At 41.1% G+C, this 23,631-nt stretch carries 27 protein-coding genes and 1 tRNA gene; 25 read left to right on the forward strand and 3 right to left on the reverse strand.

Annotation, left to right across the window (positions count from 1 at the left end):
- Positions 1–117: 117 nt before the first annotated feature.
- The 14 genes from QM408_RS04955 to pflA all read left to right on the forward strand — a co-directional run bounded on the left by QM408_RS04955 (position 118) and on the right by pflA (position 12,777).
- Complete coding sequence (locus tag QM408_RS04955) at positions 118–891, forward strand: TatD family hydrolase (RefSeq protein WP_261082116.1); 774 nt, start codon at positions 118–120, stop codon at positions 889–891.
- Entirely contained in the window at positions 891–1,457 is a 567-nt protein-coding gene (gene rnmV, locus QM408_RS04960) for a ribonuclease M5 (protein ID WP_414373811.1), read from the forward strand. The genes QM408_RS04955 and rnmV overlap by 1 nt, the downstream gene beginning before the upstream one ends.
- A gap of 67 nt (positions 1,458–1,524) precedes the next feature.
- Positions 1,525–2,634, forward strand: coding sequence for a DUF262 domain-containing protein (locus tag QM408_RS04965; RefSeq protein ID WP_261037924.1), 1,110 nt, complete (start codon positions 1,525–1,527; stop codon positions 2,632–2,634).
- Positions 2,631–3,860, forward strand: a complete 1,230-nt coding sequence (locus QM408_RS04970; protein ID WP_261037921.1) for a hypothetical protein — start codon at positions 2,631–2,633, stop codon at positions 3,858–3,860. Before QM408_RS04965 ends, QM408_RS04970 begins: the two co-directional genes overlap by 4 nt.
- A 74-nt stretch (positions 3,861–3,934) precedes the next feature.
- Positions 3,935–4,243 carry a hypothetical protein gene (locus QM408_RS04975; RefSeq protein ID WP_261038066.1) on the forward strand — a complete coding sequence of 103 codons (309 nt, stop codon included), beginning with the start codon at positions 3,935–3,937 and terminating at the stop codon, positions 4,241–4,243.
- Positions 4,244–4,373: 130 nt separating this feature from the next.
- Positions 4,374–5,246 carry a 16S rRNA (adenine(1518)-N(6)/adenine(1519)-N(6))-dimethyltransferase RsmA gene (rsmA, locus tag QM408_RS04980; protein WP_001216838.1) on the forward strand — a complete coding sequence of 291 codons (873 nt, stop codon included), beginning with the start codon at positions 4,374–4,376 and terminating at the stop codon, positions 5,244–5,246.
- Position 5,247: 1 nt separating this feature from the next.
- Positions 5,248–6,126 (forward strand): ribosome small subunit-dependent GTPase A, encoded by an 879-nt coding sequence (rsgA, locus tag QM408_RS04985; RefSeq protein ID WP_414373814.1) that lies wholly within the window; start codon positions 5,248–5,250, stop codon positions 6,124–6,126.
- A gap of 10 nt (positions 6,127–6,136) precedes the next feature.
- Entirely contained in the window at positions 6,137–6,793 is a 657-nt protein-coding gene (gene rpe, locus QM408_RS04990; protein WP_049543709.1) for a ribulose-phosphate 3-epimerase, read from the forward strand.
- Positions 6,756–7,418 (forward strand): thiamine diphosphokinase, encoded by a 663-nt coding sequence (locus tag QM408_RS04995; RefSeq protein ID WP_261014262.1) that lies wholly within the window; start codon positions 6,756–6,758, stop codon positions 7,416–7,418. The genes rpe and QM408_RS04995 overlap by 38 nt, the downstream gene beginning before the upstream one ends.
- 1 nt (position 7,419) lies before the next feature.
- Positions 7,420–8,676: a DNA recombination protein RmuC gene (locus QM408_RS05000; protein WP_414373817.1), complete on the forward strand. Its 1,257-nt coding sequence runs from the start codon at positions 7,420–7,422 to the stop codon at positions 8,674–8,676.
- Entirely contained in the window at positions 8,666–9,607 is a 942-nt protein-coding gene (locus QM408_RS05005; RefSeq protein WP_078237939.1) for a 3'-5' exoribonuclease YhaM family protein, read from the forward strand. The genes QM408_RS05000 and QM408_RS05005 overlap by 11 nt, the downstream gene beginning before the upstream one ends.
- A 105-nt stretch (positions 9,608–9,712) precedes the next feature.
- Positions 9,713–10,540 (forward strand): pur operon repressor, encoded by an 828-nt coding sequence (gene purR / locus QM408_RS05010; RefSeq protein WP_004255834.1) that lies wholly within the window; start codon positions 9,713–9,715, stop codon positions 10,538–10,540.
- Positions 10,541–10,606: 66 nt separating this feature from the next.
- Positions 10,607–11,857 (forward strand): diaminopimelate decarboxylase, encoded by a 1,251-nt coding sequence (locus QM408_RS05015; RefSeq protein WP_004255836.1) that lies wholly within the window; start codon positions 10,607–10,609, stop codon positions 11,855–11,857.
- A gap of 125 nt (positions 11,858–11,982) precedes the next feature.
- Entirely contained in the window at positions 11,983–12,777 is a 795-nt protein-coding gene (pflA, locus tag QM408_RS05020; protein WP_004255837.1) for a pyruvate formate-lyase-activating protein, read from the forward strand.
- A 226-nt stretch (positions 12,778–13,003) separates the two neighbouring features.
- Here pflA and yidC read toward each other — a convergent pair whose 3' ends face one another.
- Both yidC and QM408_RS05030 read right to left on the reverse strand, forming a co-directional pair.
- On the reverse strand, positions 13,004–13,930 hold the full coding sequence (yidC, locus tag QM408_RS05025; protein ID WP_004255840.1) for a membrane protein insertase YidC: 927 nt from the start codon (positions 13,928–13,930) through the stop codon (positions 13,004–13,006).
- A gap of 77 nt (positions 13,931–14,007) precedes the next feature.
- A complete protein-coding gene (locus QM408_RS05030; RefSeq protein ID WP_070526586.1) occupies positions 14,008–14,286 on the reverse strand; it encodes an acylphosphatase in 279 nt (92 codons plus the stop codon).
- A gap of 33 nt (positions 14,287–14,319) precedes the next feature.
- On the opposite strand from QM408_RS05030, the gene QM408_RS05035 reads away from it, so the two are divergent.
- From QM408_RS05035 to QM408_RS05085, 11 genes are all read left to right on the forward strand, one after another.
- Positions 14,320–15,060: a TrmH family RNA methyltransferase gene (locus QM408_RS05035; protein ID WP_414373819.1), complete on the forward strand. Its 741-nt coding sequence runs from the start codon at positions 14,320–14,322 to the stop codon at positions 15,058–15,060.
- 54 nt (positions 15,061–15,114) lie between these two features.
- Positions 15,115–15,798 (forward strand): Bax inhibitor-1/YccA family protein, encoded by a 684-nt coding sequence (locus QM408_RS05040; protein ID WP_084861995.1) that lies wholly within the window; start codon positions 15,115–15,117, stop codon positions 15,796–15,798.
- 109 nt (positions 15,799–15,907) lie between these two features.
- Entirely contained in the window at positions 15,908–16,900 is a 993-nt protein-coding gene (gene asnA, locus QM408_RS05045) for an aspartate--ammonia ligase (protein WP_033681255.1), read from the forward strand.
- A gap of 64 nt (positions 16,901–16,964) precedes the next feature.
- Entirely contained in the window at positions 16,965–17,504 is a 540-nt protein-coding gene (gene rsmD / locus QM408_RS05050) for a 16S rRNA (guanine(966)-N(2))-methyltransferase RsmD (RefSeq protein ID WP_247933550.1), read from the forward strand.
- The gene (gene coaD / locus QM408_RS05055; protein ID WP_414373821.1) at positions 17,494–17,982 is read left to right on the forward strand and encodes a pantetheine-phosphate adenylyltransferase; all 489 of its coding nucleotides are present in this window, start codon (positions 17,494–17,496) and stop codon (positions 17,980–17,982) included. Before rsmD ends, coaD begins: the two co-directional genes overlap by 11 nt.
- On the forward strand, positions 17,966–19,003 hold the full coding sequence (locus QM408_RS05060) for a SepM family pheromone-processing serine protease (RefSeq protein WP_000727281.1): 1,038 nt from the start codon (positions 17,966–17,968) through the stop codon (positions 19,001–19,003). Before coaD ends, QM408_RS05060 begins: the two co-directional genes overlap by 17 nt.
- A 56-nt stretch (positions 19,004–19,059) precedes the next feature.
- Complete coding sequence (locus tag QM408_RS05065) at positions 19,060–19,290, forward strand: DUF1146 family protein (protein ID WP_080975952.1); 231 nt, start codon at positions 19,060–19,062, stop codon at positions 19,288–19,290.
- Positions 19,291–19,313: 23 nt separating this feature from the next.
- Positions 19,314–20,597: a UDP-N-acetylglucosamine 1-carboxyvinyltransferase gene (gene murA / locus QM408_RS05070; RefSeq protein WP_153199269.1), complete on the forward strand. Its 1,284-nt coding sequence runs from the start codon at positions 19,314–19,316 to the stop codon at positions 20,595–20,597.
- Positions 20,590–20,778, forward strand: coding sequence for a DNA-directed RNA polymerase subunit beta (locus QM408_RS05075; protein ID WP_004241151.1), 189 nt, complete (start codon positions 20,590–20,592; stop codon positions 20,776–20,778). The genes murA and QM408_RS05075 overlap by 8 nt, the downstream gene beginning before the upstream one ends.
- Before the next feature lie 38 nt (positions 20,779–20,816).
- Positions 20,817–21,641 (forward strand): DNA-entry nuclease EndA, encoded by an 825-nt coding sequence (gene endA / locus QM408_RS05080; RefSeq protein WP_414373824.1) that lies wholly within the window; start codon positions 20,817–20,819, stop codon positions 21,639–21,641.
- A 267-nt stretch (positions 21,642–21,908) separates the two neighbouring features.
- Positions 21,909–23,240, forward strand: coding sequence for a hemolysin family protein (locus tag QM408_RS05085; protein ID WP_414373826.1), 1,332 nt, complete (start codon positions 21,909–21,911; stop codon positions 23,238–23,240).
- A 197-nt stretch (positions 23,241–23,437) separates the two neighbouring features.
- On the opposite strand, the gene QM408_RS05090 is transcribed toward QM408_RS05085, so the two are convergent.
- Positions 23,438–23,508 (reverse strand) — tRNA-Cys (locus QM408_RS05090).
- Between the last annotated feature and the right edge of the window lie 123 nt (positions 23,509–23,631).

The raw sequence follows: 23,631 nt of genomic DNA on the forward strand, positions 1-23,631 counted from the left end.
TACTGCTTTGAGAAAATAGCGTCAAGAGAGGACGATGGATTTTAGAATATTTTGTACAGATGAGGAGAGAGGGCAGTTTTTTGGTATAATAGAAGATAGAAAACGAGGTTAGAAGAGATGATTTTTGATACACATACACACTTGAATGTAGAAGAATTTGCAGGTCGTGAGGCAGAAGAAGTTGCCTTGGCTGCTGAGATGGGTGTGACACAGATGAATATTGTTGGTTTTGATAAACCGACGATTGAGCGTGCCTTGGAGTTGGTAGATGAGTATGACCAACTCTATGCGACGATTGGTTGGCATCCGACAGAAGCTGGAACTTATACAGAGGAGATTGAAGCCTACTTGCTTGATAAGCTCAAGCATCCCAAGGTTGTTGCTTTAGGTGAGATTGGTTTGGATTATCATTGGATGACAGCGCCAAAAGAGATGCAGGAGCAGGTTTTTCGCCGTCAGATTCAGCTATCTAAGGACTTGGATTTGCCTTTTGTTGTCCATACCCGTGATGCGCTAGAAGATACCTATGAGATTATCAAGAGCGAGGGCGTTGGTCCTCGAGGTGGGATTATGCACTCATTCTCAGGTTCTTTGGAGTGGGCTGAGAAGTTTGTGGAGCTTGGTATGACCATTTCCTTCTCAGGAGTAGTGACTTTCAAGAAGGCAACTGACATCCAAGAAGCAGCTAAAGAGTTACCTTTGGACAAGATTTTGGTGGAAACAGATGCGCCTTACTTAGCTCCTGTTCCCAAGCGTGGTCGCGAAAACAAAACAGCCTATACGCGCTATGTAGTGGACTTTATAGCGGATTTGCGTGGGATGACGACCGAGGAACTGGCGGCAGCAACGACAGCAAATGCAGAACGAATTTTTGGATTGGACAGCAAGTAATGAAAGAAAAAATTTCCCAAGTCATCGTGGTTGAAGGGCGCGATGATACGGCCAATCTCAAGCGTTACTTCGATGTAGAGACCTATGAGACCCGAGGTTCTGCCATCAATGAGCAGGATTTAGAGCGGATTCAGCGCCTGCACCAACGTCATGGAATCATTGTCTTTACAGACCCAGATTTTAATGGGGAGCGGATTCGTCGCATGATTATGACGGCTATTCCAACAGTTCAGCATGCCTTCCTCAAACGAGATGAAGCTGTTCCTAAGTCCAAGACCAAGGGCCGTTCTCTGGGAATTGAGCATGCCAGCTATGAAGATCTGAAAACGGCTCTAGCTCAGGTGACAGAGCAATTTGAACATGAGAGTCAGTTTGATATCAGTCGTAGCGACTTGATTCGCCTTGGTTTTCTAGCAGGGGCAGATAGCCGTAAGCGCAGAGAATATCTTGGAGAGGCTCTCCGAATCGGCTATTCCAACGGCAAGCAACTTCTTAAACGCCTAGAGTTGTTTGGGATCACCTTGGCAGAAGTGGAAGAAGCTATGAAATTGTATAAGAATAGGTAGACAGCACGCAAATTTGAGTAAATTATGCTATAATAAAAGAATAGATTAACATAGAGGAAAGAAGATAATGGAATATACTACTATAAGTCATGATGTTGAAACTATAAATAATAGAATAAGAAGAGGACAAATAAAAATGGACTCTGATTTTCAAAGAGGAGAAGTTTGGACTTTGCCTAAAAAACAAAAATTAATTGACACGATATTACGTGGATGGCCTATCCCTCCCATACAAATTGTAAAATTAAAAGATTCAGAGGAAATATTAGATGGGCTTCAACGTGTTACCTCTATAATTGAATTTTTAAAGGGAGAATATTCCATTGATGGAACAATCCAGCCAAAAAATTCAGATTTAGAAATATTAGATGGACTGACTTTTTCAGATATAGAAAAAAAGGTTGATTCGGAGAAAGATCCGTTTTATAAAAAGGTTCTCAATACTATTTTAAGCACGTCTATTAGTGCATATTATATACAAAATCCAACTTCTGAAGAAATTGCAGAACTATTTTATAGGTTCAATTCCCCAATGCAACTGAATCCGGTAGAGAAGAGGAATGCATTTATGGGAGACACTAGGACACAAATAAAACAATTAAATGAGTTTTTTATTGAGAGTGGAGCTAGAAAAGAGACTTTAGGTTTCAATGATATTCGTGGGCTTTATGAAGATATTCTTGTCAAAGTGTGCTATTTTTTTGAATTTCCTGATAGGCGTGTTATAAAGTTAACAACGGATAAGTTGGTTGAGTTGTATAGAGAGAATCATAAGTTTTCTGACAGAACCATCTCAACAATTAAATCTTCAATAAAGCTATTTTTTGAAACAATAGAAGAGTATTTCCAAAATAGTCATATTAAACTTTCTAGAACTACTGTGTTTTCGATTTTGTTATTTATTTGTGATAATCTTAGCTCGCTTCATAAACATGAAATCCAAAAAGTTATACACTTTTCAAGTGGTAGAATTGAAAAAAATACCGAGATTTATAATATCTATCGAAACCTTACAATATCCGGTACAACAGATGCAATTAATATTAATCTCAGAGAGTATATTTTATATCTTGTTTGTTTTAATTCAATAGAAAATATTAAGATTACTACTCTTGACGAATTATTTGAGGGAGTAAGCGATTATTATATTGAAAAAATTGGTGTAAGAATTCTATGAAAATAAAAGATCAAAAAGTTTTAGATTTCGCAAAAAAAACAAATGATTTTATTGTTATCCTAGGGACAAATGGCAGCGGAAAAACATCGAAATTGAAATCCATCTTTAATGATATGTCTACTGTCAATCCAGATATAAAGCAAGTATATATTTCGGATTCTTATATTATTAACTCTGGACAGATTGTTAATTATTTTATTTCTAATACCGATATTGATATTCTTGAATCTAGAGAGATTAAAAATAGTGATTTAAAGCATCTTAATACAATGATTTCTAAAGAATATCATAAAGTGACATACAAAACCATAGATTTTGATAATTTTACTGATGTTTTTGGCAATGAAATTCCAGAAGTAGATATACTATTTGATGAGTATAGTAAGAGTGTTCGTTTTTTCTATGTTGAAGTGACAGATTCGGAAGGTGAAAGTTATGACTCTCTTTCAATGGGGAGAGGTGAATATTTATCGGTAGTTTATTTTATACTATTCCATGAAGAAATAAAGAAAAGTAAGGTGTATATAGATGAACCTTGTAACTATCTCTCGTATTTTTCTCTTCAAAATTTTTCTAAATTGTTAATTAAATCTTCAGCAATAGATAAGAATGAGTTTTATCTGACAACAAATAATTTAGATTTAATAGATAACTTAAAGCGATATGATATCAATTTGAAAATGATATTTAACTATCCAAAGGATACTAAATATATTTCAAATGAAGATTATTATTGTTTGTTTGGTGATAGATATCAGAAAAAAGAAGAAGTTGAAAGAATTATTTTTGTTGAAGATGTCTTAGCGAAAAAATTTTTACATGGATTGTTTCCAAATGAAAAAGTTGTTTTCGTCCATGGGGAGGGGAATTTGAGAATAGTTGATAGCTTTAGTTCTTTAATTGACGAATTTAAATTCCCTGAAATTCGTGTTATTTATGATGGCGATCAAACTTCTCAAAAACTTAGATTGCCCTTTGATGATGTAGAAACTTATGTAATTCATAATTATGAGAAATTTATTGAAAGTGAAGTTTCTGAAACGGAGAGATTCAAGGTTGGAGATTGTATTAAACGTTTTGAAAAACATGACGCATATTTAGAAATTTTAAAAATATTAAATATTCGAGAAGAACAGTGCCTGGAAAAATTGGTAAATGAATACAAAGATAGTAAATGGTTTAAAGAAATTTCTGATTATATAAATAATGGAACAATCCCTGTTTAATTGATATCTTTATATAAATTTTATCCGAGAAGCGATGATATTAGATGACATTATTGATATGAGGTAGTTTGCTCATATGTGAAAAAATCCGTATTCGCAGGGTATCTGATTATCCTAGTGCCAGAGGTGGTTTAGAAGATATTCTCATCATGGAAAATATGACCAATAATCTCCTTTTGGTTCAAATCCGAGTGAATGGGTATTTGCTTGATTTTGCTAGCATTGAAGGGCAAAGGCAAAAGCATTATCGTTTGAAAAATTTACCTCAAACGGTTGAACTGACAGTGGACGATGTGGAGGAGGATGTAGATTTGACCCTACCTGAAAATCGAAGTTATCAAGAAGCTGATTTTTTCGAACGTATGTTTCGAGAGAACCGCTAAGGCCACTTTTAAAGATTTCCAAGACTATCTTTCTTCATGAGGAAAGATAGTTTTTTGGTATGATTTTCACCCCCAAAATACAAGGGGAATGTGTTACAATAGAAGTAACAGATAATAGAAAAGAGAATAGATGAGAATTGCAGATTATAGCGTGACCAAGGCAGTGCTGGAGCGTCACGGTTTTACCTTTAAAAAGTCCTTTGGGCAAAATTTCTTGACGGATACCAATATCCTACAAAAAATCGTGGATACGGCTGAGATTGATGACCAGGTCAATGTCATCGAAATCGGGCCAGGGATTGGTGCCTTGACGGAGTTTTTGGCTGAGCGTGCAGCAGAAGTTATGGCCTTTGAGATCGACCACCGTTTGGTGCCTATTTTGGCAGATACCTTGCGTGATTTTGACAATGTGACCGTAGTCAACGAGGACATTCTCAAAGTCGATTTGGCCCAACATATCCAGAATTTTAAAAATCCTGACCTGCCAATCAAGGTAGTGGCTAATTTGCCATACTACATCACGACTCCTATTCTCATGCACTTAATCGAGAGTGGGATTCCTTTTAGTGAGTTTGTGGTCATGATGCAAAAAGAAGTGGCGGATCGTATCTCAGCTCAACCTAACACCAAGGCTTACGGTAGCTTGTCAATCGCTGTGCAGTACTACATGACAGCTAAGGTTGCCTTTATCGTGCCTCGTACGGTCTTTGTGCCAGCACCAAACGTGGACTCAGCCATCTTGAAAATGGTGCGCCGTCCAGAGCCAGCTGTAGCAGTAGAAGATGAGAACTTCTTCTTTAAGGTTTCCAAGGCTAGTTTTACCCATCGCCGCAAGACCTTGTGGAATAACTTGACAGGTTACTTTGGCAAGACTGAAGAGGTCAAGGACAAGCTGACCAAGGCTTTGGACCAAGCAGGCTTGTCACCAAGTGTGCGTGGGGAAGCTCTCAGCTTGGCGGAATTTGCCAGCCTAGCAGATGCACTTAAAGGACAAGGACTTTAAAATGCAGGGACAAATCATTAAAGCCTTGGCTGGGTTCTATTATGTAGAGAGTGATGGCCAGGTCTATCAAACACGCGCGCGTGGGAATTTCCGTAAAAAAGGCCATACTCCTTACGTTGGAGACTGGGTAGATTTTTCTGCCGAGGAAAATTCAGAAGGCTATATCCTCAAGATTCATGAACGGAAAAACAGTCTGGTCCGTCCGCCTATTGTCAATATTGACCAAGCTGTGGTAATCATGTCTGTCAAGGAACCTGATTTTAACAGCAATTTGTTGGATCGCTTCTTGGTTCTTTTGGAACACAAGGGCATCCATCCCATTGTCTATATTTCCAAGATGGACCTACTGGAAGATAGAGGGAAACTGGAATTTTATGAACAGACTTATGGTGATATCGGCTATGACTTTGTGACCAGTAAAGAGGGACTCCTTCCTTTGTTAACAGGCAAGGTTACAGTCTTTATGGGGCAGACAGGTGTTGGTAAATCAACTCTTCTCAATAAAATCGCACCAGACCTCAATCTTGAAACAGGAGAAATTTCAGACAGTCTGGGTCGCGGGCGCCACACTACTCGAGCAGTTAGTTTTTATAATCTCAATGGAGGTAAAATCGCAGACACACCAGGTTTTTCATCCTTGGATTATGAAGTATCAACGGCTGAAGACCTCAATCAGGCCTTTCCAGAGATTACCACTGTCAGTCGAGACTGCAAATTCCGCACTTGTACCCACACCCATGAGCCGTCCTGTGCGGTCAAGCTAGCTGTAGAAGAAGGAATTATTGCCACCTTCCGTTTCGATAACTACCTGCAATTCCTCAGTGAGATTGAAAATCGCAGAGAAACCTATAAAAAAGTCAGCAAAAAAATTCCAAAATAAGGAGAAACCTATGTCTCAATACAAGATTGCTCCGTCAATTCTGGCAGCAGATTATGCCAACTTTGAACGTGAAATCAAACGCCTAGAAGCAACTGGGGCAGAATATGCCCATATCGATATCATGGATGGTCACTTTGTACCACAAATCAGTTTTGGTGCAGGTGTGGTCGAAGCTCTTCGTCCTCATAGTAAGATGGTTTTCGACTGCCACTTGATGGTAGCTAATCCAGAGCATCATTTAGAGGATTTTGCGCGTGCAGGTGCGGATATCATCAGCATCCATGTGGAAGCAACGAATCATATTCATGGTGCCCTCCAAAAAATTCGTTCACTCGGAGTTAAGCCTTCAGTCGTTATCAATCCTGGCACACCAGTTGAAGCCATCAAGCACGTCCTTCATCTAGTTGACCAAGTTTTAGTCATGACAGTTAACCCAGGCTTTGGTGGGCAAGCCTTTCTACCAGAGACCATGGATAAGGTCCGTGAGTTGGTTGCACTTCGTAATGAAAAAGGTTTGAACTTTGAGATTGAAGTGGATGGCGGGATTGATGGCCAAACTATTGCTCAAGCCAAAGAAGCTGGTGCGACTGTTTTTGTAGCAGGTTCCTATGTCTTTAAGGGAGATGTCAATGAGCGAGTACAAACTCTCAGAAAACAACTGGACTAAGGTTGCCGTTTTTGCAGGCGGAGACCGTGGTCATTATCGGACGGACTTTGATGCTTTTGTTGGTGTGGATCGAGGCTCGCTCTGGGTCTTGGAGGAAAACCTACCTCTTGCTCTAGCGGTTGGAGATTTTGATTCTGTGACGGAAGAAGAGCGACAGGTGATTCAAAAACGTGCCCAGCATTTTGTCCAAGCCCGACCAGAAAAAGATGATACAGATTTGGAATTGGCTCTCTTAACCATCTTTGAGCAAAATCCTCAGGCTGAGGTCACTATTTTCGGTGCTTTGGGTGGCCGTATTGATCACATGCTGGCTAACGTCTTTCTACCTAGCAATACTAAGTTAGCACCCTATATGCGCCAGATAGCGATTGAGGATGGGCAAAACTTGATTGCCTATTGTCCAGAAGGGACCAGTCAGCTAGAACCTCGCTCGGACTATGACTATCTAGCCTTTATGCCAGTTCGAGATAGCCAGCTGACCATTCTCGGTGCTAAGTATGAGTTGACAGAGGAAAATTTTTTCTTTAAAAAAGTGTACGCTTCTAACGAATATATAGATAGGGAAGTGTCGGTGACTTGCCCAGATGGCTATGTGGTCGTGCTACATAGTAAGGACAGGAGGTAGGATGGAAAGTTTATTAGTTCTATTATTAATTGCCAACCTAGCTGGTATCTTTCTGATTTGGCAAAGGCAGGATAAACAGGAAAAACATCTAAGTAAGAGCTTGGAGGATCAGGCAGATCATCTATCAGACCAGTTGGATTACCGCTTTGAACAAGCCAGACAAGCCAGCCAGTTGGATCAAAAAGACTTGGAAGTAGCTGTCAGCGACCGTTTGCAAGAAGTTCGAATGGAATTGCACCAAGGCTTAACTCAAGTTCGTCAAGAAATGACAGATAATCTCCTCCAAACCAGAGACAAGACTGACCAACGTCTCCAAGCCTTGCAGGAATCAAATGAGCAACGCTTGGAACAAATGCGCCAAACAGTCGAGGAAAAACTAGAAAAGACCTTACAGACACGCTTGCAGGCTTCCTTTGAGACAGTTTCCAAACAACTGGAGTCGGTCAATCGTGGCCTTGGAGAAATGCAGACAGTTGCCCGTGATGTCGGCGCCCTTAACAAGGTTCTCTCTGGAACCAAAACGCGAGGGATTCTTGGAGAATTGCAACTGGGGCAAATCATCGAAGACATCATGACCCCTGCCCAGTATGAACGAGAATATGCAACGGTTGAAAACTCTAGTGAACGAGTGGAGTATGCCATCAAGTTGCCTGGACAGGGTGACCTGGAATATGTCTACTTACCGATTGACTCCAAGTTTCCACTGGCAGATTATTACCGCTTAGAAGAAGCCTATGAAGCTGGTGACAAGGACGAGATCGAACGCTGTCGCAAGTCACTCCTAGCCAGCGTCAAACGCTTTGCCAAGGATATTAAGAGCAAGTACATAGCACCACCTCGGACGACCAATTTTGGAGTTTTGTTTGTTCCGACAGAAGGTCTCTACTCAGAAATCGTCCGCAATCCGGTCTTCTTTGATGATTTGAGACGGGAGGAGCAGATTATTGTCGCAGGTCCAAGTACCCTATCAGCTCTTCTCAATTCCCTATCAGTTGGTTTCAAAACCCTTAATATCCAAAAGAGTGCCGACCATATCAGCAAGACGCTTGCCAGTGTCAAAACCGAGTTTGGCAAGTTTGGTGGTATTCTGGTCAAGGCACAAAAACATCTCCAACATGCCTCTGGCAATATTGATGAATTATTAAACCGTCGCACCACAGCTATCGAGCGGACGCTCCGTCACATTGAGTTGTCAGAAGGTGAGCCTGCGCTTGATCTACTCCATTTCCAAGAAAATGAGGAAGAATATGAAGATTAGTCACATGAAAAAAGATGAGCTGTTTGAAGGCTTTTACCTAATCAAGTCAGCTGACCTTAGACAAACTCGCGCTGGGAAAAACTACCTAGCCTTTACCTTCCAAGATGATAGTGGCGAGATTGAAGGGAAACTCTGGGATGCTCAACCTCATAACGTTGAGGCCTTTACCGCAGGTAAGGTTGTCCACATGAAAGGACGCCGAGAAGTTTATAACAACACCCCTCAAGTCAATCAAATTACCCTCCGCTTGCCTCAGCCTGGTGAACCCAATGATCCAGCTGATTTCAAGGTCAAGTCGCCAGTTGATGTCAGGGAAATCCGTGACTACATGTCGCAAATGATTTTTAAAATTGAAAATCCTGTTTGGCAACGGATTGTTCGAAAGCTCTACACCAAGTATGATAAGGAATTTTACTCCTATCCAGCTGCCAAGACTAATCACCATGCCTTTGAAACGGGTTTGGCTTATCATACGGCGACCATGGTGCGTTTGGCGGATGCTATTAGCGAAGTCTATCCTCAGCTCAATAAGAGCCTGCTCTATGCAGGGATTATGCTGCATGACTTAGCTAAAGTCATCGAGTTGACGGGACCAGACCAGACCGAATACACAGTTAGAGGCAATCTCCTTGGGCATATCGCTCTGATTGATAGTGAAATTACCAAGACAGTGATGGAACTCGGCATCGATGATACCAAGGAAGAAGTCGTTCTGCTTCGTCACGTAATCCTTAGTCACCATGGCTTACTTGAGTATGGAAGTCCAGTCCGTCCACGCATTATGGAAGCAGAGATTATCCATATGATTGACAATCTGGATGCTAGCATGATGATGATGTCAACAGCTCTTGCTTTGGTAGATAAAGGAGAGATGACCAATAAAATCTTCGCTATGGACAATCGTTCCTTCTATAAACCAGATTTAGATTAACAATTTAAGAAAAATGAGCATTTTTTAGGATAAGAATGTTCGTTTTTTTATGTGAATATGGTATAATAGATAAAATATCAAAATTAAATGAAATGGGAAATAGAAATGAAATTAAGAAGAAGTGATCGAATGGTTGTCATTTCCAACTATTTGATTAATAATCCTTATAAACTAACTAGTCTCAATACTTTTGCTGAAAAGTATGAATCTGCTAAATCATCCATCTCAGAGGATATCGTCATTATCAAACGAGCCTTTGAGGAAATTGAAATCGGTCATATCCAGACAGTAACTGGTGCTGGTGGTGGTGTCATTTTCACACCATCAATCTCAAGCCATGATGCCAAGGAAATGGTTGAGGACTTGCGTGCTAAGTTGTCAGAAAGTGACCGTATCTTGCCAGGTGGCTATATCTACCTGTCTGATTTGCTTAGTACACCAGCTATCTTGAAAAATATTGGTCGCATTATTGCCAAGAGCTTTATGGACCAAAAAATTGATGCGGTTATGACAGTAGCTACTAAGGGTGTTCCACTTGCAAATGCAGTTGCCAATGTCCTCAATGTTCCCTTTGTTATTGTGCGCCGTGACCTGAAAATTACCGAAGGTTCAACTGTCAGCGTCAACTATGTATCCGGTTCAAGTGGAGATCGCATTGAGAAAATGTTTCTTTCAAAACGCAGTCTCAAGGCAGGCAGCCGTGTCTTGATTGTGGATGACTTCTTGAAAGGCGGCGGAACTGTCAATGGGATGATTAGTCTCTTGCGTGAGTTTGATTCGGAATTGGCTGGTGTAGCAGTCTTTGCGGATAATGCCCAAGAAGAACGTGAAAAGCAGTTTGACTACAAGTCACTCTTGAAGGTAACCAATATTGATGTCAAGAACCAAACCATCGATGTTGAGGTTGGCAATATCTTTGACGAAGATAAATAAGAGATAGAACTAAAGGTTGGAACGATTGTCCCAGCCTTTCTTTGCAAATAGAATAGAAGGAAACTTATGAAAACACCATTTATCAATAAAGAAGACTTAGAAAAGATTGTTGCCGAGTTCCCGACTCCCTTTCACTTGTATGATGAGAAGGGAATTCGTGAAAAGGCAAGAGCCGTCAACCAAGCATTTTCGTGGAACAAGGGCTTTAAGGAATATTTTGCAGTTAAGGCTACTCCAACTCCAGCTATTTTGAAAATTCTCCAAGAGGAAGGTTGCGGTGTGGACTGCTCTAGTTATGTGGAGCTTTTGATGAGTCATAAACTGAATTTCCCTGGTTCTGAGATCATGTTCTCTTCAAACAATACGCCAGACAAGGAATACGCCTATGCACGTGAATTGGGTGCGACCATTAACTTGGATGCCTTTGAAGATATTGAACATCTAGAGCGTGCAGCAGGCATTCCAGAAATTATCTCTTGTCGTTACAATCCTGGAGGCGTTTTTGAACTGGGAACAGATATTATGGACAATCCTGGAGAAGCCAAGTTTGGTATGACCAAGGACCAGCTCTTTGAAGCTTTTGCCATCTTGAAGGAAAAAGGAGCCAAGACTTTTGGGATTCACTCCTTCCTAGCGTCCAATACCGTCACCCATCTCTATTACCCAGAGTTGGCTCGTCAGCTTTTTGAATTGGCTGTTGAAATCAAGGAAAAGTTGGGCATTTCGCTAGACTTTATTAATCTTTCTGGCGGTATTGGTGTCAACTATCGTCCAGACCAGGAGCCAAATGATATTGCCTTGATTGGTGAGGGAGTTCGTAAGGTGTATGAAGAGGTCCTTACGCCAGCAGGTCTTGGTCAGGTTAAGATTTTCACCGAATTGGGTCGTTTTATGTTGGCACCTCACGGTGCTTTGGTCACAAGAGTCACTCATAAGAAGGAAACCTACCGTACCTATCTAGGTGTGGATGCATCAGCAGTCAACCTCATGCGTCCAGCCATGTACGGAGCCTACCACCATATTACCAATCTGACCCATCCAGATGGACCAGCTGAAGTTGTAGATGTGGTTGGTTCACTCTGTGAAAACAATGATAAATTTGCAGTAAATCGTGAACTACCTCATACAGAAATCGGTGATTTGCTGGTAATTCATGATACAGGTGCTCATGGTTTTTCAATGGGCTACCAGTACAATGCCAAACTTCGTTCTGCGGAAATCCTCTATACCGAAGAAGGTAAAGCCCGTCAAATCCGCCGTGCAGAGCGCCCTGAGGACTACTTTGCAACCTTGTATGGCTTTGATTTTGAAGAATAAAATGATAAGTAATTGAAAATGAAATTGAAAAACAGATTGCTTTCTAAAAAATAGGCAAAAATCTTGTTTTTCCTTCAAGTCGTGATATAATAAAACTATAAAACGTTTTCAAGGAAGGTAACGATATGTCTGAAGAAACAATTGATTATGGACAAGTGACAGGAATGGTGCATTCGACAGAAAGTTTTGGGGCGGTAGATGGCCCTGGTATTCGCTTTATTGTCTTTTTGCAGGGCTGTCACATGCGTTGCCAGTATTGCCATAACCCGGATACTTGGGCTATGGAGTCCAATAAGTCACGTGAACGGACGGTAGATGATGTCTTGACAGAGGCCTTGCGCTACCGCGGTTTCTGGGGAAATAAGGGCGGTATTACAGTCAGTGGAGGAGAAGCCCTCTTGCAGATTGATTTCCTGATTGCTCTCTTCACCAAGGCTAAGGAACAAGGAATCCACTGTACCTTGGATACCTGTGCCCTTCCTTTCCGTAATAAACCACGTTACCTTGAGAAGTTTGACAAACTCATGGCTGTCACTGACTTGGTCCTCTTGGATATCAAAGAAATCAACGAAGAACAGCACAAGATTGTTACTAGCCAAACCAATAAAAATATCTTGGCCTGTGCCCAGTATTTATCAGATATTGGAAAACCTGTCTGGATTCGCCACGTGCTAGTTCCAGGGTTGACAGACAGAGATGATGACTTGATTGAACTTGGTAAATTCGTCAAGACCCTTAAAAATGTTGATAAGTTTGAAATTCTACCTTATCACACTATGGGAGAATTCAAATGGCGTGAATTGGGAATTCCATATTCACTCGAAGGGGTTAAACCACCAACAGCAGATCGCGTCAAGAACGCTAAAAAACTCATGGATACCGAAAGTTACCAAGACTATATGAAACGTGTACATGGATAAAAAAGAAGCCTGATGGAAACATCGGGCTTTTGATACTCAATGAAAATCAAAGAGCAAACTAGGAAGCTAGCCACAGGCTGCTCAAAACATGGTTTTGAGGTTGTGGATAGAACTGACGAAGTCAGTAACATATATACGGCAAGGCGAAGCTGACGTGGTTTGAAGAGATTTTCGAAGAGTATGACTTGCAAAAAAGACTTAGCAAACTAGCTAAGCCTTTTTCTTCTTATCTCGAACGTTGTTTTCCAGCGTTGCGATTTTTGTGTTTTTTCTTGCTTGTGATAGCAGTTGGTTGTTCAGGAGTAACGTCTTTTCGTCCACTTGGTGTAGAGAAAGCACGTGCTTTTGGTGGGTTCTTGGCTAGTTCTTCACGGACTTTTTTGCGAAGTTTTGGACGAACGATATAGTTGACGATAAACTGTTGGAGAATCATCATGAAACCACCAACAACCCAGTAAAGTGTGACACTAGCTGGTGAGAAAAGGGAGAAGACGACGATCATGAGTGGGCTCATGTAAATCATTTTCTTGATTTGTTCTCTTTGCATTTCATCTTCTACTCCGTGAAGTGAAAGGAGCGATTGAAGATAGTAAAGAATACCAGCACAGGCAACCAAAATCATACTTGGAGAACCTAGAGGAATTCCTAGGTAGCTTGCTTGAGCAACACCTTCAGTATGTTGGGCAGCAAAGTAGATAGCTGAGAAGAAAGGCATTTGAAGGAGGATAGGGAAACATCCTACACCACCAAACATGCTGATGCCGTGCTCTTTTTGAGCTGCAAAGAGAGCTTGTTGGGCTTCGAGTTTTTCTTCTTGAGTAGTTGCTTCTTTGAGACGCGTTTGGTGTGGCTCAAGGACGTGCTTGAGGGCGTTCATCTTTTCAGAGTGAAGAGTTGCTTTCCATGATTGGTAGATACCAAGTGGCAAGATAATCAAGCGAACGATAATAGTTACGATGATGATAGCGACACCGAAGCCTAGACCTTTATCAGTAGCGAAGTACTTGATAGCTTCTCCCATCGGAGCACCCAAGAAATCCCAAACGGGACCAATTGGCTTACCTGTTGCTTTATCAATCTGAACGCAACCTGTCAAAACAAGTAACATAGCCACTCCCATAGCTGAGAGTGCAAAACGTTTAATAGATTTCACTGTTTTTATTCCTTCTTTAAAAATTATACCTTTCTATTCTACTGTTTTTTTACAAAATATACAATAGTTCTAGAGACCTAATTTGCGATTTTAAAGTCAGGGTAAGGAGGAAAGTTGCTCAGTTGGACATCTAAGTAGCTGACTTTTGAAAAAGGTGTAGGTCCTTTTCGTATTTCTTGGATAAATTTCGTCATGATAGCAGATGAGTCTGCTTGGGCTAAGATCTCCACTGTGCCATCGTCATTATTCCAGACACGGCCTGTGATGCCACCGATTTCAAGCGCCAGGCTGTAAACACCCCAACGAAAGCCGACTCCCTGTACCCTACCTTGGGCAATCATTCTAACCTTTTGCATACCAAACCTCTTTGATTGTGTTATAATATTTCTATGACTATTATAACCTCAAAAGCCAATTCTGTGGTAAAAAATACCAAGAAATTACACCAAAAAAAATACCGTAAATCTGCCTATTTGATTGAAGGCTGGCACTTGTTTGAAGAAGCTGTTCAAGCTGGAGTGACGATTGAGAAAATCTTTGCCCTAGAAAGTTATCGAGAACAGTTAGTTGCTTTTCCGCAAACTGTCTGGGTGTCAGAGGATATTCTGCTAGATTTGGCGGATTCTCAGACTCCACAGGGAATTGTTGCGGTGGTTCAAAAAGAAGAAGTAGGGCAAGCTGACTTTAGTCAGGGCAAGTTCTTGTTTTTGGAAGATGTGCAAGATCCTGGTAATGTAGGAACCATCATTCGAACTGCGGATGCAGCAGGCTTTACTGGAGTAATTGTTTCAGATAAATCGGCAGATATCTACAGTCTCAAGACCCTGCGTTCCATGCAAGGAAGCCATTTTCATTTGCCCATCTATCGTATGCCTGTTGCTACCTTTATAGAAGAGGCAAAGAAGAGCAATTTGCCCATTCTGGCAACGACCTTATCGAGAGATTCCAAGGATTATCGTGAGCTTTCTCCCCTAGAAAATTTTGCTTTAGTCATGGGAAATGAAGGGCAAGGGATTAGTCCTATCATGGCTGAAAGTGCCAATCAGCTGGTTCATATTGGTATGAAAGGTAGGGCGGAGAGTCTCAATGTGGCAGTTGCCGCAGGCATTTTGATGTTTTATTTCAGCTAATTTAAAAAAACTTTGTTATAATCAAGATATAGTTATAGAAAAAGGAGAATCAGAATGAATCAAACAATTATTCAAGAACGTTCAGGTCTCAATCAATTTTACGCTAAGGTTTATGCCTTTGTAGGGATTGGAATTGGACTATCAGCTCTGGTGTCAGCTTTGATGTTGACAGTCTTTCAGGCTCAATTGACTTACTTTTTAATGCATGGCCGTCTCTGGTTGATGGTTGCAACTTTTGCAGAACTTGCTCTGGTATTTGTTGCAAGTAGCATGGCTGCAAAAAATAGCCCAGCAGCTCTGCCAGTATTTCTAGTATACTCCCTACTGAATGGCTTCACCCTTAGCTTTGTCGTAGCCTTCTATACACCGGGAACAGTTTTGTCAGCCTTTGTATCCAGCGCTCTTCTCTTCTTTGTCATGGCGGCAATCGGGATTTTCACCAAGAAGGATTTGAGTGGAATGGGACGAGCTTTGATGGCGGCGCTTGTTGGTCTCATCATTGCCATGGTTGTGAATCTATTTTTAGCCAATAGCTTCTTTGACTACATGATTAGTATTGCCATGGTCTTGGTTTTCTCTGGTTTGATTGCTTGGGATAATCAAAAGATTCGCTATGTTTATGAGCAGTCACGAGGACAAGTAGCGACAGGTTGGATCATCTCAATGGCACTCAGTATCTATCTTGATTTTATCAATCTTTTCCTCAGTATTCTACGTATCTTTGGTCGCAATGACTAAAGGTCCATGAAATCAGTGTTCGAAGGAGCACTGATTTTTTTAAATTTTCTCTTTTCTTTTCTTGGAAATAGGTGTATAATGCTTTTAATTAATTTTTGAGGAGTAGCCTATGAAGAAAAGTTTTATCCATCAACAAGAAGAAATTTCCTTTGTCAAAAACACTTTTACCCAGTATTTGAAAGATAAGCTAGAAGTTGTCGAAGTTCAAGGTCCTATCTTGAGCAAGGTCGGTGACGGGATGCAGGATAACCTGTCTGGTGTGGAAAATCCAGTATCTGTCAAGGTTTTGCAGATTCCTGATGAAACCTATGAAGTGGTGCATTCACTTGCCAAATGGAAACGCCATACTTTGGCTCGTTTTGGTTTCGGTGAGGGTGAAGGTCTCTTCGTCCACATGAAGGCCCTTCGTCCAGACGAAGATTCGTTGGATGCGACCCACTCTGTTTATGTTGACCAGTGGGACTGGGAAAAAGTCATTCCAAATGGTAAACGTAACATCGCTTATCTAAAAGAAACAGTTGAAAAGATTTACAAGGCTATTCGATTGACTGAGCTAGCAGTAGAAGCTCGCTATGACATCGAGTCTGTCTTGCCAAAACAAATCACTTTCATCCATACAGAAGAGTTGGTAGAACGCTACCCAGACTTGACACCGAAAGAACGTGAAAATGCTATCTGTAAAGAATTTGGTGCTGTCTTCTTGATTGGTATCGGTGGTGAATTACCAGACGGTAAACCGCACGATGGACGTGCACCAGACTATGATGACTGGACAAGCGAATCTGAAAATGGCTACAAGGGTCTAAATGGTGATATTCTTGTCTGGAATGAATCTCTAGGTGGAGCCTTTGAGTTGTCTTCTATGGGAATCCGTGTAGATGAAGAAACGCTTCGCCGTCAGGTTGCCATCACAGGTGATGAAGACCGCTTGGAATTGGAATGGCACAAGGCTTTGTTGAATGGCCTATTCCCATTGACAATCGGTGGAGGAATTGGACAATCTCGGATGGCCATGTTCCTACTTCGCAAGAAACATATTGGGGAAGTGCAAACAAGTGTTTGGCCTCAAGAAGTCCGCGATACTTACGAAAATATTTTGTAGAGAATCGAACCGCAAGGTTCGGTTTTCTTTCTCTTTTTGCCCATAATTTGGTATAATAAACGGTATGAAAATCGTATCAGGAATCTATGGGGGACGTCCCCTCAAGACACTAGAAGGCAAGACGACAAGACCTACTTCGGATAAGGTTAGGGGCGCCATTTTTAACATGATTGGTCCCTACTTTGAAGGGGGACGAGTCTTGGACCTTTATGCAGGTAGTGGTGGTTTATCTATCGAGGCAGTCTCACGTGGCATGTCCAGTGCTGTTTTGGTGGAGCGAGACCGTAAGGCTCAGGCTATCGTGGCTGAAAATATTCAGATGACCAAGGAAGTTGGAAAATTTCAACTACTCAAGATGGATGCAGAAAGGGCATTGGAACAGGTATCTGGGAAATTTAATCTCATTTTCTTAGACCCTCCTTATGCCAAGGAACAAATCGTAGCAGATATTGAAAAAATGGCTGAGAGAGACCTTTTTTCTGAAGATGTCATGGTCGTGTGTGAGACAGATAAGGCCGTTGAACTTCCAGAAGAAATTGCCTGCCTGGGCATCTGGAAGGAAAAGATTTATGGAATTAGTAAGGTGACAGTCTATGTCAGATAAGATTGGCTTATTCACAGGCTCATTTGATCCGATGACAAACGGGCATCTGGATATCATTGAACGGGCTAGCAAACTCTTTGATAAGCTCTATGTGGGTATTTTTTTTAATCCTCACAAACAAGGATTTCTCCCTATCGAAAATCGTAAACGAGGGCTAGAAATGGCTTTGAAACATTTGGAAAATGTTGAAGTTGTGTCTTCTCATGATGAATTGGTGGTTGATGTTGCAAAAAGACTGGGGGCTACTTGTCTAGTGCGGGGGTTGAGGAATGCAGCGGATTTGCAATATGAAGCCAGTTTTGATTACTACAACCATCAGCTGTCTCCTAATATAGAGACCATTTATTTACATAGTCGACCTGAACATCTCTATCTCAGTTCATCCGGTGTTAGAGAGCTTTTGAAGTTTGGTCAGGATATTGCTTGCTATGTTCCCGAGAGTATTTTGGAGGAAATAAGAAATGAAAAAAAAGATTAGATGGCCCTTATATGTCATTGCGGCCTTAATTGTGACTTTCTTGGCATTTGTAGTGCCCTTGCCCTATTATATAGAAGTTCCAGGTGGTTCGGAAGATATTCGCCAAGTCCTTAAAGTAAATGACACAGAAGATAAGGAAGCTGGTGCCTATCAATTCGTTACGGTTGGTGTCCAGCACGCTACTTTAGCCCATATGATTTATGCGTGGTTGACGCCTTTTACAGATATTCGTAGTGCCCAAGAGACTACAGGTGGCTCTTCTGATGTTGAATTTATGCGGATTAATCAATTCTACATGCAAACATCGCAAAATATGGCAAAATATCAAGGGCTAAAAACAGCTGGTAAAGATATCGAACTCAAATACCTTGGGGTTTATGTCTTAACTGTGACGGATAATTCTACCTTTAAAGGGATTCTCAATATCTCTGATACGGTCACAGCAGTCAATGATCAAACCTTTGATAGTTCCAAAGACTTGATTGATTACGTCAATTCTCAAAAACTAGGGGACTCCGTCAAGGTAACTTATGAAGAGGATGGGCAAACCAAGTCTGCAGAAGGAAAAATCATTACTCTAGAAAATGGAAAAAATGGGATTGGAATCGGCTTGATTGACCGTACAGAAGTGACCAGTGATGTCCCAATTCGCTTTTCAACAGCTGGTATCGGTGGACCAAGTGCAGGTCTCATGTTTAGTCTGGCCATCTATACCCAAATAGCTGACCCTGGCCTTCGAAATGGCCGTATCGTTGCCGGTACAGGTACCATTGACCGTGATGGGAATGTGGGGGATATTGGAGGTATTGATAAGAAAGTTGTTGCTTCGGCTAGAGAAGGTGCTGCTATTTTCTTTGCCCCAGATAACCCTGTTAGCGAAGAAGAACAAAAAGCACATCCTGATGCTAAAAACAACTACCAAACAGCCCTGGAAGCAGCCAAAACAATCAAGACGGATATGAAAATCGTGCCTGTTAAAACTCTACAAGATGCAATTGATTACTTGAAAAACAATCCCTAGTTTTAAGTTAAGTTTCCAAACTAGCGCACAAACAGAGAAGATGGTATAATAGTCAAATGGTTCAATTATTATTCACTCTAAGCAGTCACATGCTCTTTATTTATGTGAGTTTTTACCTTTTAAAGGATCTTGTTAGATGGGAAAAGGTTTTAAAAGTGACAGCTGAGAATACAAGAAAAGTTCGTTTACTAGTAGCCTTTTTCAGCATTGTAATGGGCTATATCATGAGTTCTTTCTTTATCAGCCTATATCAGTTGTGGCAAGAAGCGCTTAGAGGATTATTATAAAATCAAATGTAAAGGAAATAAGTATGGAAAAAATTGTGGTTCAAGGTGACGATAATCGTCTGGTAGGAAGTGTTACGATCGAAGGAGCAAAGAATGCAGTCTTGCCCTTGTTGGCAGCGACTATTCTAGCCAGTGAAGGAAAGACTGTTTTGCAGAACGTTCCTATCTTGTCAGATGTTTTCACGATGAATCAGGTGGTTCGTGGTTTGAATGCCAAGGTGGATTTTGATGAGGAAGCTCATCTTGTCGAGGTGGATGCGACTGGCGATATCACTGAGGAAGCTCCTTACAAGTATGTCAGCAAGATGCGTGCATCTATCGTTGTCTTGGGACCAATTCTTGCTCGTGTAGGTCATGCTAAGGTATCCATGCCAGGTGGTTGTACGATTGGTAGCCGTCCTATTGATCTTCATTTGAAAGGTCTGGAAGCTATGGGGGCTAAGATTAGTCAGACAGCTGGTTACATCGAAGCCAAGGCAGAACGCTTGCATGGCGCTCATATATATATGGACTTTCCAAGTGTTGGTGCAACGCAGAACTTGATGATGGCGGCTACCCTGGCTGATGGGGTGACAGTGATTGAAAATGCTGCGCGTGAGCCTGAGATTGTTGACCTAGCCATTCTCCTCAATGAAATGGGAGCCAAGGTTAAGGGTGCTGGTACAGAGACCATTACCATTACCGGTGTTGAGAAACTTCATGGTACGACTCACAATGTAGTCCAAGACCGTATCGAAGCAGGAACCTTTATGGTAGCTGCTGCCATGACTGGTGGTGATATCTTGATTAAAGACGCTGTCTGGGAGCACAACCGTCCCTTGATTGCCAAATTGCTTGAAATGGGAGTGGAAGTGACAGAGGAGACTGAAGGAATTCGAGTTCGCTCTCAACTAGAAAATCTAAAAGCTGTTCATGTAAAAACCTTGCCCCACCCAGGATTTCCAACAGATATGCAGGCCCAATTTACAGCCTTGATGACCGTCGCAAAAGGCGAATCAACTATGGTGGAGACAGTTTTTGAAAATCGTTTCCAGCACTTAGAAGAAATGCGTCGCATGGGCTTGCATTCTGAGATTATCCGTGATACAGCTCGTATTGTTGGTGGACAAGCTTTGCAGGGGGCAGAAGTTCTTTCGACTGACCTTCGTGCCAGCGCAGCCTTGATTTTGACAGGTTTGGTAGCACAAGGAGAAACTGTAGTTGGTAAATTGGTTCACTTGGATAGAGGTTACTACCGTTTTCATGAGAAGTTGGCACAGCTAGGTGCTAAGATTCAGCGGATTGAGGCAAGTGATGAAGATGAATAAGAAATCAAGCTACGTAATCAAGCGTTTACTTCTAGTCATTTTGGTACTGTTTTTAGGTGCTCTAGCCCTAGGTATCGGCTTAATGGTAGGTTATGGAATCTTGGGCAAGGGTCAAGATCCATGGGCTATCCTGTCTCCAGCAAAATGGCAGGAATTGATTCATAAATTTACAGGAAATTAGGCTGGAGAACCAGTCTTTTTCTAGAGATAAGGAGAAAAATGGATAAAAAAACAAGACAGACACTGATCGGACTGCTAGTGTTATTGCTTTTATCTGCGGGAAGCTATTATATCAAGCAGATGCAGTCGACAGCTAATAGTCCCAAAACCAAGCTTAGTCAGAAAAAACAAGCGTCTGAAGCTCCTAGTCAAGAATTGGCAGAAAGTGTCTTAACAGATGCAGTCAAGAGTCAAATAAAAGGGAGTCTTGAGTGGAATGGAGCAGGTGCTTTTATCGTCAATGGCAATAAAACAAACCTAGATGCCAAAGTTTCAAGTAAACCTTACGCTGATAACAAAACAAAGACAGTTGGTAAGGAAACTGTGCCAACTGTAGCCAATGCCCTCTTGTCTAAGGCAACACGACAGTATAAGAATCGTGAAGAAACTGGGAACGGTTCGACTTCATGGACTCCTCCAGGCTGGCATCAGGTTAAGAATCTAAAGGGTACTTATACCCATGCGGTCGATAGAGGTCACTTGTTAGGCTACGCCTTAATCGGTGGCTTGGATGGTTTTGATGCCTCGACAAGCAATCCTAAAAACATTGCTGTTCAAACAGCCTGGGCAAATCAGGCGCAAGCCGAGGATTCGACTGGTCAAAACTACTATGAAAGTATGGTACGTAAAGCCTTGGATAAAAACAAGCGTGTCCGTTACCGTGTAACCCTTTATTATGCTTCAAACGAGGATTTAGTTCCTTCAGCTTCACAGATTGAAGCCAAGTCTTCAGACGGAGAATTGGAATTCAATGTTCTAGTTCCCAATGTTCAAAAGGGACTTCAACTGGATTACCGAACTGGAGAAGTAACGGTTACTCAGTAAAATACAAAATAAACTCCTATGTCACTTGTGGATATAGGAGTTCTTTCTTACTAGTCTAAGCAGGGCTACAATAGACACTGATACTAAATGAAAATCAAAGTGCAAACTAGAAAGCTAGCCACAGGTTGCTCAAAGCACAGCTTTGAGGTTGCAGATGAAGCTGACGTGGTTTAAAGAGATTTTCGAAGAGTATGAGAAAAAATAATATGTACTGGACTACATTTTGTGATATAATAAAGGATAAGATACTATTTTAGGAGAAGAACTATGGAAGACCCAAGTAGTCAGAATTTGTTGCTACAATTTGTTTTATTGTTTATTTTGACGGTATTAAATGCCTTTTTCTCAGCCACAGAAATGGCCATGGTTTCACTTAACCGTGCGCGTGTTGAACAAAAGGCAGAAGAAGGAGATAGACGCTATATCCGTCTGCTGAAGGTACTAGAAAATCCTAACCACTTTTTATCAACCATTCAAGTAGGGATTACCCTGATTACGATCTTATCAGGGGCGAGTTTGGCAGAAACTCTGGGACGAGAAATTGCATCTTGGCTTGGAAATGGCGAAACAGCTTATGCCGTTGCAAGTTTTCTATCTTTAGCATTTTTGACTTATATTTCCATCGTTTTTGGGGAATTGTATCCTAAGAGAATCGCTCTTAATCTAAAGGATGCCTTGGCGATTCGTACAGCGCCAGTTATCATTGGGCTTGGGAAACTAGTTAGTCCCTTTGTTTGGCTCTTGTCTGCATCTACCAATCTCTTGAGTCGCTTGACTCCTATGACCTTTGACGATGCTGATGAAAAAATGACCCGTGATGAAATTGAGTACATGTTGACAAATAGTGAAGAAACACTAGATGCTGACGAAATTGAAATGTTACAAGGAATCTTTTCACTGGACGAATTAATGGCCAGAGAAGTCATGGTTCCTCGAACGGATGCCTTTATGGTAGATATTCAGGATGATAGTCAAACCATCATCCAAAGTATTTTAAAACAAAATTATTCTCGTATCCCTGTCTATGATGGGGATAAGGACAATGTGATTGGGATTATTCATACCAAGAGTCTCCTTAATGCGGGCTTTGTGGACGGTTTTGACAATATTGTTTGGAAGAAAATCTTACAAGATCCTCTTTTTGTTCCTGAAACTATTTTTGTGGATGACTTGTTAAAAGAATTACGCAATACCCAAAGACAAATGGCGATTTTGTTAGATGAATACGGTGGAATGGCTGGTTTGGTGACACTTGAAGACCTCTTAGAGGAAATCGTTGGGGAAATCGATGACGAAACAGATAAGGCTGAAATCGAAGTTCATAAAATTGGAGAAGATACTTATATTGTTCAAGGTACCATGAATCTCAATGATTTTAATGACTACTTTGATGTTGAACTGGAAAGTGATGACGTTGATACCATCGCTGGTTACTATTTGACAGGAGTGGGGACCATTCCAACGACTGAAAAGCTCGGCTATGAGTTGGTAAGCCAAAACAAACAGCTTATCCTAACCAATGATAAAGTGAAAAATGGACGTGTTACCAAGGTAAAAGTCCAAATTACCGAAGTTGAAATAGAAGAAGAAACAGAGTAAACTAGAGGCTTTTGTCATCATGCGTGACAAAGCTTTTTTCAGTTGATTTTAAAAGGGAATAGTATCCTCGAAAAACTCAGTCCCCAAATCCGCCCCAAAACTTTTCTAAATCTATCCTTATTTATCCAAAGAAAAAGAAAAAAGCCCTTCAAATTGGGCTTTCTGTTCATGTGAAACCTGATAAATCAAGTTATAGAAGGCGGTAGACGGATTTGAACCGACGATCAAGCTTTTGCAGAGCCGTGCCTTACCACTTGGCTATACCGCCTTAACGTTTATTATTATACCTTGAAAATGATTTTCAGTCAATAGCTTTTTCAGATTTTTTGTGTCAATAAGCCTAAATATTCTGAAAATTCGTTTACTTTTCTTGAAATCTATGGTATAATTG

It is taken from the genome of Streptococcus mitis, from assembly GCF_047464965.1.
Lineage (GTDB): Bacteria > Bacillota > Bacilli > Lactobacillales > Streptococcaceae > Streptococcus > Streptococcus mitis_DU.

Coding starts and splice junctions, on each gene's coding strand:
- QM408_RS04955 (WP_261082116.1), top strand. CDS start 118: ATGATTTTTGATACACATACACACTTGAATGTAGAAGAATTTGCAGGT.
- rnmV (WP_414373811.1), top strand. CDS start 891: ATGAAAGAAAAAATTTCCCAAGTCATCGTGGTTGAAGGGCGCGATGAT.
- QM408_RS04965 (WP_261037924.1), top strand. CDS start 1,525: ATGGAATATACTACTATAAGTCATGATGTTGAAACTATAAATAATAGA.
- QM408_RS04970 (WP_261037921.1), top strand. CDS start 2,631: ATGAAAATAAAAGATCAAAAAGTTTTAGATTTCGCAAAAAAAACAAAT.
- rsmA (WP_001216838.1), top strand. CDS start 4,374: ATGAGAATTGCAGATTATAGCGTGACCAAGGCAGTGCTGGAGCGTCAC.
- rsgA (WP_414373814.1), top strand. CDS start 5,248: ATGCAGGGACAAATCATTAAAGCCTTGGCTGGGTTCTATTATGTAGAG.
- rpe (WP_049543709.1), top strand. CDS start 6,137: ATGTCTCAATACAAGATTGCTCCGTCAATTCTGGCAGCAGATTATGCC.
- QM408_RS04995 (WP_261014262.1), top strand. CDS start 6,756: ATGAGCGAGTACAAACTCTCAGAAAACAACTGGACTAAGGTTGCCGTT.
- QM408_RS05000 (WP_414373817.1), top strand. CDS start 7,420: ATGGAAAGTTTATTAGTTCTATTATTAATTGCCAACCTAGCTGGTATC.
- QM408_RS05005 (WP_078237939.1), top strand. CDS start 8,666: ATGAAGATTAGTCACATGAAAAAAGATGAGCTGTTTGAAGGCTTTTAC.
- purR (WP_004255834.1), top strand. CDS start 9,713: ATGAAATTAAGAAGAAGTGATCGAATGGTTGTCATTTCCAACTATTTG.
- QM408_RS05015 (WP_004255836.1), top strand. CDS start 10,607: ATGAAAACACCATTTATCAATAAAGAAGACTTAGAAAAGATTGTTGCC.
- pflA (WP_004255837.1), top strand. CDS start 11,983: ATGTCTGAAGAAACAATTGATTATGGACAAGTGACAGGAATGGTGCAT.
- QM408_RS05030 (WP_070526586.1), bottom strand. CDS start 14,286: ATGCAAAAGGTTAGAATGATTGCCCAAGGTAGGGTACAGGGAGTCGGC.
- QM408_RS05035 (WP_414373819.1), top strand. CDS start 14,320: ATGACTATTATAACCTCAAAAGCCAATTCTGTGGTAAAAAATACCAAG.
- QM408_RS05040 (WP_084861995.1), top strand. CDS start 15,115: ATGAATCAAACAATTATTCAAGAACGTTCAGGTCTCAATCAATTTTAC.
- asnA (WP_033681255.1), top strand. CDS start 15,908: ATGAAGAAAAGTTTTATCCATCAACAAGAAGAAATTTCCTTTGTCAAA.
- rsmD (WP_247933550.1), top strand. CDS start 16,965: ATGAAAATCGTATCAGGAATCTATGGGGGACGTCCCCTCAAGACACTA.
- coaD (WP_414373821.1), top strand. CDS start 17,494: ATGTCAGATAAGATTGGCTTATTCACAGGCTCATTTGATCCGATGACA.
- QM408_RS05060 (WP_000727281.1), top strand. CDS start 17,966: ATGAAAAAAAAGATTAGATGGCCCTTATATGTCATTGCGGCCTTAATT.
- QM408_RS05065 (WP_080975952.1), top strand. CDS start 19,060: ATGGTTCAATTATTATTCACTCTAAGCAGTCACATGCTCTTTATTTAT.
- murA (WP_153199269.1), top strand. CDS start 19,314: ATGGAAAAAATTGTGGTTCAAGGTGACGATAATCGTCTGGTAGGAAGT.
- QM408_RS05075 (WP_004241151.1), top strand. CDS start 20,590: ATGAATAAGAAATCAAGCTACGTAATCAAGCGTTTACTTCTAGTCATT.
- endA (WP_414373824.1), top strand. CDS start 20,817: ATGGATAAAAAAACAAGACAGACACTGATCGGACTGCTAGTGTTATTG.
- QM408_RS05085 (WP_414373826.1), top strand. CDS start 21,909: ATGGAAGACCCAAGTAGTCAGAATTTGTTGCTACAATTTGTTTTATTG.